Source organism: Vibrio sp. M260118 (genome assembly GCF_036533755.1).
GTDB lineage: Bacteria > Pseudomonadota > Gammaproteobacteria > Enterobacterales > Vibrionaceae > Vibrio.
In genome coordinates this window covers 1-8927 of the sequence record NZ_JATABG010000129.1, presented here as the reverse complement: position 1 = coordinate 8927, position 8927 = coordinate 1, and the positions used below count along the sequence as shown (strand labels likewise).

Annotated in this window: 10 protein-coding genes; all 10 read left to right on the top strand. The window is 45.1% G+C overall.

The genetic code is table 11. The features are described from left to right. Positions 1 to 364 precede the first annotated feature (364 nt). Complete coding sequence (locus tag QTO00_RS09670) at positions 365 to 1291, top strand: chemotaxis protein CheV (RefSeq protein WP_038203200.1); 927 nt, start codon at positions 365 to 367, stop codon at positions 1289 to 1291. A 10-nt stretch (positions 1292 to 1301) separates the two neighbouring features. Further along, entirely contained in the window at positions 1302 to 2129 is an 828-nt protein-coding gene (locus QTO00_RS09665; RefSeq protein WP_004746773.1) for a protein-glutamate O-methyltransferase, read from the top strand. Positions 2130 to 2380: 251 nt separating this feature from the next. After that, a complete protein-coding gene (flgB, locus tag QTO00_RS09660; RefSeq protein WP_331424555.1) occupies positions 2381 to 2779 on the top strand; it encodes a flagellar basal body rod protein FlgB in 399 nt (132 codons plus the stop codon). Further along, the gene (gene flgC, locus QTO00_RS09655) at positions 2779 to 3195 is read left to right on the top strand and encodes a flagellar basal body rod protein FlgC (protein WP_331424554.1); all 417 of its coding nucleotides are present in this window, start codon (positions 2779 to 2781) and stop codon (positions 3193 to 3195) included. The genes flgB and flgC overlap by 1 nt, the downstream gene beginning before the upstream one ends. Before the next feature lie 15 nt (positions 3196 to 3210). Further along, positions 3211 to 3921, top strand: a complete 711-nt coding sequence (gene flgD / locus QTO00_RS09650) for a flagellar hook assembly protein FlgD (protein WP_331424553.1) — start codon at positions 3211 to 3213, stop codon at positions 3919 to 3921. 43 nt (positions 3922 to 3964) lie between these two features. Then, positions 3965 to 5269 (top strand): flagellar hook protein FlgE, encoded by a 1305-nt coding sequence (gene flgE / locus QTO00_RS09645; protein ID WP_331424552.1) that lies wholly within the window; start codon positions 3965 to 3967, stop codon positions 5267 to 5269. A 340-nt stretch (positions 5270 to 5609) separates the two neighbouring features. After that, a complete protein-coding gene (gene flgF, locus QTO00_RS09640; protein WP_038203188.1) occupies positions 5610 to 6359 on the top strand; it encodes a flagellar basal-body rod protein FlgF in 750 nt (249 codons plus the stop codon). Positions 6360 to 6378: 19 nt separating this feature from the next. Then, complete coding sequence (gene flgG / locus QTO00_RS09635) at positions 6379 to 7167, top strand: flagellar basal-body rod protein FlgG (protein WP_038203185.1); 789 nt, start codon at positions 6379 to 6381, stop codon at positions 7165 to 7167. Positions 7168 to 7190: 23 nt separating this feature from the next. Then, positions 7191 to 7970: a flagellar basal body L-ring protein FlgH gene (flgH, locus tag QTO00_RS09630; protein ID WP_331424551.1), complete on the top strand. Its 780-nt coding sequence runs from the start codon at positions 7191 to 7193 to the stop codon at positions 7968 to 7970. A 67-nt stretch (positions 7971 to 8037) separates the two neighbouring features. Beyond that, positions 8038 to 8927, top strand: an 890-nt coding sequence (locus QTO00_RS09625; protein WP_331424550.1) for a flagellar basal body P-ring protein FlgI, incomplete at its 3' end; no start/stop codon positions are given.

The window sequence follows — 8927 nt, the reverse complement described above, 5'->3', positions numbered from 1 at the left end:
GATGAAGAGGAGCTTTTTAGCGGTGCAGGGCAGTCTGTGGCAAAGATCCGCGTGTCCAAGTTGGTTGCGTTTGCCTCTAGCGTACCTCCGGTAGGCCACTCAATTGTTGCCAGAATGTACTCTTCTGCGGCCTGTTTAATGAGTTGAATTTGGTTTTCTGTTGCCGATGTCGCTGAAAAACTAAAGAAAAAGAACAAAAAGCCGATAGACTTACAAAACTTTTTATAGAAAGCTCTACAATTAGTTATGGAAAAAGAGCATAAGTGTGATTTATAGTATTTCATTCTGTTTCTCTAAAGTTTCACATGGCCATTAGTAGGCTACCATTTTTTTTAGCATTTAAGTTTGAGATGGAGATGAGCTTATGACGGGTATTCTTGATTCTGTGAATCAGCGTACGCAACTCGTCGGTCAAAACCGATTAGAACTCCTAACTTTTCGCCTCATGGGGCGTCAACGTTACGGAATCAACGTATTTAAAGTAAAAGAGGTACTTCAGTGCCCTAAGCTTACTTCAATGCCAAACTTACACCACCTTGTTAAAGGTGTGGCGCATATCCGAGGCCATACTGTCTCTGTTATCGACCTCAGCTTAGCGATTGGTGGTCGCCCAACTACTGACGTTGATAAAGCGTTCGTTGTTATTGCTGAATTTAACCGAACGATGCAAGCGTTTTTGGTCACTTCAGTCGAGCGTATTATCAATATGCACTGGGAAGAAATTTTACCGCCACCAGAAGGAGCTGGTAAAGCTAACTATCTGACTGCAGTGACAAATATCGACAACGAACTGGTTGAGATTCTCGATGTAGAGAAGATTCTTGCAGAAATCGCGCCAATTGATGAGACAATGGACTCTTCAATCGGTGAGGAAATTGCTCAGGTCGAAGCAGAAAAAGAGATTGTTCGTCGTATACTTATTGCCGATGATTCAACGGTTGCACGAAAGCAGGTTGAACGCGCTATCACGTCACTTGGTTTTGAAGTCGTGTCAGTGAAAGACGGTAAAGAAGCGTATGAGAAACTCGTCGAGATGGCCGCAGAGGGCAGTATCTACGATCAGATCTCTTTGGTTATTTCTGATATCGAAATGCCAGAGATGGACGGTTATACTTTAACTGCTGAAGTAAGACGTCATCCCGATCTTAAAGATTTATATGTTATTCTTCACTCATCACTCAGTGGTGTATTTAACCAAGCAATGGTTGAGCGTGTAGGAGCGAACTCCTTTATCGCGAAATTCAACCCAGATGAGCTTGGTAATGCGGTGAAATCCGCACTTACAGAATAAAGAGAAGTTAATGACAGCGATAACTATAAGCGATCAAGAGTATCGTGATTTTAGCCGATTTTTAGAGTCACAATGCGGTATTGTGCTCGGTGACAGCAAGCAATATTTGGTTAGAAGCCGATTGAGCCCACTAGTTACCAAGTTTAAGTTGGCGACTTTGTCTGATTTACTTAGAGATGTAGTCACTGGACGTAACCGTGAACTGCGTGTTGCCGCTGTTGATGCCATGACAACTAATGAAACGCTGTGGTTTCGAGATACTTATCCGTTTGAAGTGCTTGCCAATAAACTCTTGCCGGAAGCGGCAGCGAACAAACGACCAATTAAAATTTGGTCGGCAGCGAGCTCTTCAGGCCAAGAACCATACTCTATGGCGATGACGATTCTGGAAACGCAACAGCGTAAGCCAGGTATGTTGCCGAGCGTGTCTATAACCGCGACTGATATTTCTGCTAGCATGCTGGATATGTGTCGCGCTGGTGTCTATGACAATTTGGCGTTAGGGCGAGGATTATCGCCTGAACGTCGACGTAACTTCTTTGAAGATGCCGGTGATGGTCGCATGAAGGTGAAGGACAATGTAAAGCGCTTGGTTAATTTCCGTCCGCAAAACCTAATGGACAGTTATGCGTTGCTAGGTAAGTTTGACATCATCTTTTGTCGTAACGTACTTATCTACTTCTCACCAGATATGAAGTCTCAGGTACTTAATCAAATGGCCAATAGCCTTAACCCTGGCGGCTATCTACTGCTTGGAGCATCGGAGTCACTGACTGGCCTAACCGATCGATTTGAGATGGTTAGGTGTAATCCTGGCATCATCTACAAGCTCAAGTAACCGACGTTCTTCTTAATAAATGCCTAGCCGATCGCTAGGCATTTTTGTATCCACTCTTTCCCTACCATCTTTATTTGCTTGTATACTTTTTACGAGTCACTCCAAACTCTCTAGCTAAATGCGCCCTATTAGTTGGCGTATATATTGCTAAATATCTAAGTGAAAGCATCTGCGTTGCAAATTTTTTAAAGTTGGTACGCTAATTGCTTTTAAGTTTAATAGTAACGGTCAGTTCTTGAGTAGAGGTCAACATGGCTATTTCTTTTAACAATGCATTAGGTATCCACCAACACACGGTGGGCGTACGTGAGCGCAATGCTGAGGTGATTTCCACCAACATTGCTCAAGCGAACACACCTGGCTACAAATCGAAAGGAATGGACTTTCAAAGGGCTTTGCAGGCGGCAACATCGGAGGCAAGCATTGGGCTTAGTCGTACCGATAGTCGGCATATTCCTGCCTCTACTAAGGTGACAGGGGAAGTAATGTATCGTCTTCCAACACAACCTGACACGGGTGACGGCAATACGGTGGATGTGGATTTAGAGCGTAACTTGTTTATGCAAAACCAGATCAGACACCAAGCCTCACTTGACTTCTTAGGAAGTAAATTCAAGAACTTAACTAAAGCAATTAAAGGTGGTAACTGATGAGCTTATTCAATGTTTTTAATGTAACTGGTTCTGCCATGAGCGCTGAATCTGTTCGTCTAAATACGACCTCAAGTAACTTGGCAAATGCGGATAGTATCTCTAGCTCTGCGAAAGATACTTACAAAGCCCGTCATGCTGTGTTCGGTGCGGAGTTAAGTAAGGCAAAGTATGGCCGCGACCATTCAGTGCCAGTGAAAGTGATGGGTATTATTGAAAGCGATAAGCCGCTTGATGCGGAGTACAACCCTGACCATCCTCTCGCAAACGACGAAGGTTATATCTATAAGCCTAACGTTAATGTGATGGAAGAGATGGCTAACATGATTTCTGCTTCACGTTCTTACCAAACGAACGTGCAACTAGCAGATGCAAGCAAACAAATGCTGCTGCGTACGCTGCAGATGGGTCAATAAGGATAGGAGGTAACTATGGCCGATGGCATTAATAATGTTGGTCAAAGCGGCTTGTCCTATATAGACCAGCTTAAACAGCTTCAGGACAAGAATAAGCCCAATGAGACAACAGGTAAGCAAGACCTCAAGCAAGAAGACTTCTTATCTCTGCTCACCAAGCAGCTTGCCCAGCAAGACCCGTTTAAGCCGGTTAGTAATGACCAGATGATTGCACAAATGGCGTCATTCGCGACGGTAGATGGAATCGGTAAAATGAACAATCAGTTTGAAACGCTGAATGCTTCGATGACATCTAACCAAGCACTTCAAGCCTCTTCACTTGTCGGTCGAGATGTTCTCGTACCAGGAGCAGGTGGCGTGAAAGCGGATGACGGCGCAATGGCTGCGATGGTGAAACTTCCTCAACCTGTCGATAACTTGATGGTGCGAGTGGAGGATCAAATGGGTCAGCTAGTCCGAACCTTTGATGTCGGTTCGAAACCGTCAGGTGACAATCGTGTTGAATGGGACGGCAAAGATCAAAACGGTAATCCATTGCCGGCAGGTAAGTACAATGTGAAAGCAGCGGGCTTACTTGATGGCAAGTCTACAGAGTTCGAGGTTTCGACCTACGCAAATGTAAATAGCGTTCTCTTAGGTAAAGGCGATGGTAACGTACTACTCAATCTGGCTGGCTTTGAGTCGCCAGTTCGACTTGCTGAAGTACTAGAAGTTGGCAAAGCGTAGTTCTACTTCGTGTAGACAAGCTAGCTAGATAGGAGAATTTGGAATGTCATATGTTGCATTAAGCGGTTTATCCGCAGCTCAGTTAGATCTGAACACAACCAGTAACAACATTGCGAACGCGAACACCTTTGGCTTCAAAGAGTCTCGTGCTGAGTTCGGCGATGTTTACTCAAACTCACTTTTTACTCACGCTAAAACAACACCTGGACAAGGTGTACAAGCTCAAAAAGTTGCTCAGCAATTCCATGAAGGTTCTAGTATCTATACTAATAACCCAATGGATTTGCGTATCAGCGGCACTGGCTTTTTTGCGGTAGCAAAAGATCGACTAACGCCAACAACCAATGAGTTAACGCGTAATGGTGCTTTTCATCTAAACAAAGATAACTACATGGTTACGTCGAATGACGAGTTTTTGTTGGGCTATCAAGTGAACAAGGATACCGGTGATGTTCTGTCTTACGAGCCTTCGCCAATCAACATTCCAAAAGAGTTCGGTAAACCGAAGCAGACTGCAAACATTGAAGTCGGCGTCAACTTGCCAGCCAATGGTGATCTGAAAGATCCTACCCTGTTTGATTTCACAGATCCTGAAACCTACAACCGTTCAACCTCTTCTACGGTCTATGACTCTATGGGTCAATCGTACAAGATGACAACTTACTACCTAAAAGACCAGAATCAGCCTAACACTTGGCAAACTTACTACACAGTTACTGATAGTGCAGGTGAGAAGCCGGTTAACATTGTTGGTGGAGACGTTTCGTCGCCTACTGGTCATGTCGGTCATAGTATGAAGTTCAACAATGACGGTACTCTAGCTAGCCTCAACAATGGTCAAAATATTGTTTCTGAACCTTTAGGGGCGGGTGCTAACCCAATCGATCTAAACGGTGCAGACGTAAACCAGACTCTGAACTTTAACTTAGACAGTGCAACTCAGTTTGCGGCGCCGTTTGAGCTAACTAAGTTTGACGAAGATGGTGCGACGACAGGCTTCTTGACCAAAGTTGACTTTGATGAGAACGGTAGCGTGCTAGGTACTTACTCGAACGGTGAGAACATTACTCTTGGTCGCGTTTCTCTTGTTCGTGTAGCTAACGAGCAGGGTTTGGACAAGAAGGGTGGCACTCAGTGGGATTCGACTCAGTTCTCTGGTGACAAGATCTGGGGTGAGTCAAACAAAGGTTCATTCGGTAGCATCAGCAGCGGTACTCTAGAGCAATCGAACATCGATATGACTCAAGAGCTTGTTGACTTGATCTCTGCACAACGTAACTTCCAAGCTAACTCACGTTCGCTAGAAGTACATAACCAAACGCAACAGAATATATTGCAGATTCGCTAATCTGACTATACCCTTCATTCTTGAAGCTGCAGCTTTGTTAACGGCGACAATTCACCCTAATCATATAGTGTATCTATACTCAAAGGGCTGAATTGTCTTGTTGCCGCGCTGCAACTCCAATTATTTTGGGTATAAGCCAATTTTTGCAAAATATCGCAATCATCTGAATAGCAAGCTGGTGGCAATGATCAGCTTGCTATTGTTGCCACTACGGCAATACCTTCCATAAATATCTTGTCCTCGTTGCCGTTTTACTGGTAATAATCTGATAAATAAGTATTTTTAAAGTTGGCACGTACCTTGCTTTTATTGATCTGAATTGTGATTTTTGGAGCAAATTATGGATCGTGCACTGTTTCTCGCGATGAGCGGCGCCAAGCAAAATATGCAGGCTTTGCAGCTCAGAGCAAACAACTTAGCGAACGTCAGTACCACGGGTTTCCGTGCTGATTTGGCGCAAGCTCGTTCAATGCAAGCGTATGGCGATGGTCTTCCTAGCCGCGTATTTAGCATGACAGAGCGTCCGGGCCATAATTTCCAACAAGGTAGTGTGATTACCACTGGCCGTGACCTAGATGTCACTATCCAAGGCAATGGCTGGATCTCTGTGCTCGATAAAACAGGCAAAGAGGGCTTAACGCGTAACGGTAATCTAAAAATTGATGCCAATGGCCTGCTAACTAGCGGCAACGGCAATCTAGTCCTTGGTGAGACTGGTGCTCCAATTACTTTACCAATCCCTTTGAGCAAAGTTGAAATCGGCAACGACGGCACTATCTCAGTCGTACCGCAAGGCGCTCCAGCCGATGCGATTGAAGTTGTCGACCGTATCAAGCTCACTGCGACCAATAACCAATCACTATTCAAAGATGTCAACGGCTTGTTCCGTGCAAAAGATCCTAATGCGGCATACGAAGCGGATGCCAGTGTAAAACTGCTCACAGGCGCAATTGAAGGTAGTAACGTTAACGCCATTGGCGAAATGACTAACCTGATTGACTTGCAACGTCAGTTTGAAATGCAAGTAAAAATGATGAGCACAGCAGAAGAGATGGACAAGTCGTCTGATTCTCTGCTTCGTATGAGCTAATAGATTCTAGGAGAAGGTTATGCATCCGGCACTATGGGTAAGTAAAACGGGCTTAGACGCTCAACAAACCAATATCTCAACAATTTCGAACAACTTGGCGAACGCATCAACGGTTGGTTACAAAAAGAGCCGTGCCGTATTTGAAGATCTGTTTTATCAGAATATCAATCAGCCAGGTGGTCAATCTTCACAAAACACCGAGTTACCGAGTGGCTTAATGCTAGGTGCAGGTTCTAAAGTTGTGGCGACGCAAAAAGTTCACACTCAAGGTAATACTCAAACAACAAACAACAGCCTCGACATGATGATCGAGGGTGATGGTTTCTTCCAAATCCTTATGCCAGACGGCAACATCGGCTATTCACGTAATGGTCAGTTCACGGTTAACGACGAAGGTGTGATTGTAACGTCTGGTGCTGGTTACGCCCTCGAGCCAGAAATCGCTATTCCAGAAGACGCAATCAGTATTACTGTCGGAACGGATGGTGAAGTATCGGTACGTATTCGTGGTCAGCAAGACAACCAAGTTGTAGGCCAAATCGCAACGGTAGACTTCATTAACCCAGGCGGCCTAGAGCCAATTGGTCAGAACCTCTACCTGCCAACGGGAGCAAGTGGTGATCCTCAAGAAGGTGTACCTGGTTTTGATGGCTTCGGTGATATTAGACAATCCATGCTTGAAACTTCCAACGTAAACGTAACGGAAGAGCTAGTGAACATGATTGAAGCTCAGCGCGTGTACGAAATGAACTCTAAAGTCATCTCTGCTGTAGACAAGATGATGAGTTTTGTTAACCAGCAGCTGTAATTACGGTTTAGGGTGGAAATGAAATGAAACGAATAGTCGCAGTTTTAACCTTTGCAGTGATGTCAGGCTGTACCATGTTTGAACCTCCAATCGAGACGCCAGATGTTACTCAAGGCACAACGACAGTTGATGCGGTTGAGGGGGATAAGTCAGAGCAAGAGAGCTCTGGTATTGTCGATACTTTGCGTAACCGTACCGATCCGGTTGCAGGCGACCCTGCATGGGCTCCAATCCATCCTAAACACAAGCCAGAGCATTATGCCGCAGAAACAGGCTCACTGTTCAATGCCGCAGGTGCGAACAGTTTATATGATGACTCTAAGCCTCGTGGGCTAGGTGACATCATTACCGTAACGTTAGATGAAAGCACTAAGGCGGCTAAAAGCTCAGATGCGGACTTGTCTAAAAATAATGACGCTTCAATGGACCCGTTAGAAGTGGGTGGCCAAGAGCTCAACATCGGTGATTACAATTTTTCTTACAACCTAAGTAACGATAACAAGTTCACAGGTAGCGCAGCAGCGAATCAGAGCAACAGTATTTCTGGCTCGATTACCGTTGAAGTGATTGAAGTGCTTGCAAACGGTAACCTAGTGATTCGTGGTGAAAAATGGCTAACATTGAACACCGGTGATGAGTACATTCGCCTAAGTGGTACGATTCGTCCTGATGATATCAAGTTCGACAACACGATCGCATCGAACCGTATTTCAAACGCCCGAATTCAGTACTCAGGCACAGGAACACAACAAGATATGCAAGAACCTGGATTCTTGGCACGATTCTTTAATGTATCCCTATAATTCCATCTGATGCCGCTTTTTTGGCAGCGCATAAAGTGGGCACAGAGATTAGAACAAGGGTATGGTCATGAAAAAGTTGTTTCTCCTTTTAACCAGTATGATGTTCATTACGACATCTGCTCAAGCGGCGCGTATTAAAGACGTCTCTCAGGTCGCTGGTGTGCGTAGTAACCAATTAGTGGGTTACGGTTTGGTGACTGGCTTACCGGGCACTGGAGAATCAACTCCCTTTACCGATCAAAGCTTTAATGCGATGCTGCAAAACTTTGGTATTCAATTGCCGCCGGGTACAAAGCCAAAAACTAAGAACGTTGCTGCTGTTATTGTTACCGCCGAGCTGCCTGCATTTTCAAAGCAGGGCCAGACTATTGATGTAACCGTTTCTTCTATTGGCTCGGCAAAAAGTCTTCGTGGCGGTACCTTGATGCAGACCATGCTGAAAGGTCTTGACGGGCAAATCTATGCCGTTGCCCAGGGCAACCTTGTTGTTAGTGGCTTTAGTGCTACTGGTGCGGATGGTTCTAAAATTGTCGGCAACAACCCTACCGCAGGGATGATTTCAAGTGGCGCTATGGTTGAACGTGAAATTCCTACACCGTTTAGCCGTGGCGACTACATTACCTTCAACCTTCTAGAATCTGACTTTACTACTGCGCAGCGCATGGCTGATGCGGTCAATAACTTCCTTGGCCCACAAATGGCCTCTGCGGTTGATGCAACATCAGTTAAAGTTCGTGCTCCACGTGATGTTACTCAGCGTGTCGCTTTCTTATCTGCTATCGAAAATATTGAATTTGACCCAGCGGATGGCTCGGCGAAAATTATTGTTAACTCGCGTACCGGTACGATTGTGGTCGGTAAACATGTTCGCCTAAAACCTGCCGCAGTTACTCACGGTGGTATGACGGTTGCTATCAAAGAGAACTTAAATGTTAGCCAACCAAACGCGTTTGGTGG

What these genes read in the sequence shown, in the direction of transcription:
- flgD (WP_331424553.1), top strand. Translation starts at nt 3,211, where the DNA reads ATGGCCGATGGCATTAATAATGTTGGTCAAAGCGGCTTGTCCTATATA.
- flgC (WP_331424554.1), top strand. Translation starts at nt 2,779, where the DNA reads ATGAGCTTATTCAATGTTTTTAATGTAACTGGTTCTGCCATGAGCGCT.
- QTO00_RS09665 (WP_004746773.1), top strand. Translation starts at nt 1,302, where the DNA reads ATGACAGCGATAACTATAAGCGATCAAGAGTATCGTGATTTTAGCCGA.
- flgF (WP_038203188.1), top strand. Translation starts at nt 5,610, where the DNA reads ATGGATCGTGCACTGTTTCTCGCGATGAGCGGCGCCAAGCAAAATATG.
- flgG (WP_038203185.1), top strand. Translation starts at nt 6,379, where the DNA reads ATGCATCCGGCACTATGGGTAAGTAAAACGGGCTTAGACGCTCAACAA.
- QTO00_RS09670 (WP_038203200.1), top strand. Translation starts at nt 365, where the DNA reads ATGACGGGTATTCTTGATTCTGTGAATCAGCGTACGCAACTCGTCGGT.
- flgB (WP_331424555.1), top strand. Translation starts at nt 2,381, where the DNA reads ATGGCTATTTCTTTTAACAATGCATTAGGTATCCACCAACACACGGTG.
- flgH (WP_331424551.1), top strand. Translation starts at nt 7,191, where the DNA reads ATGAAACGAATAGTCGCAGTTTTAACCTTTGCAGTGATGTCAGGCTGT.
- flgE (WP_331424552.1), top strand. Translation starts at nt 3,965, where the DNA reads ATGTCATATGTTGCATTAAGCGGTTTATCCGCAGCTCAGTTAGATCTG.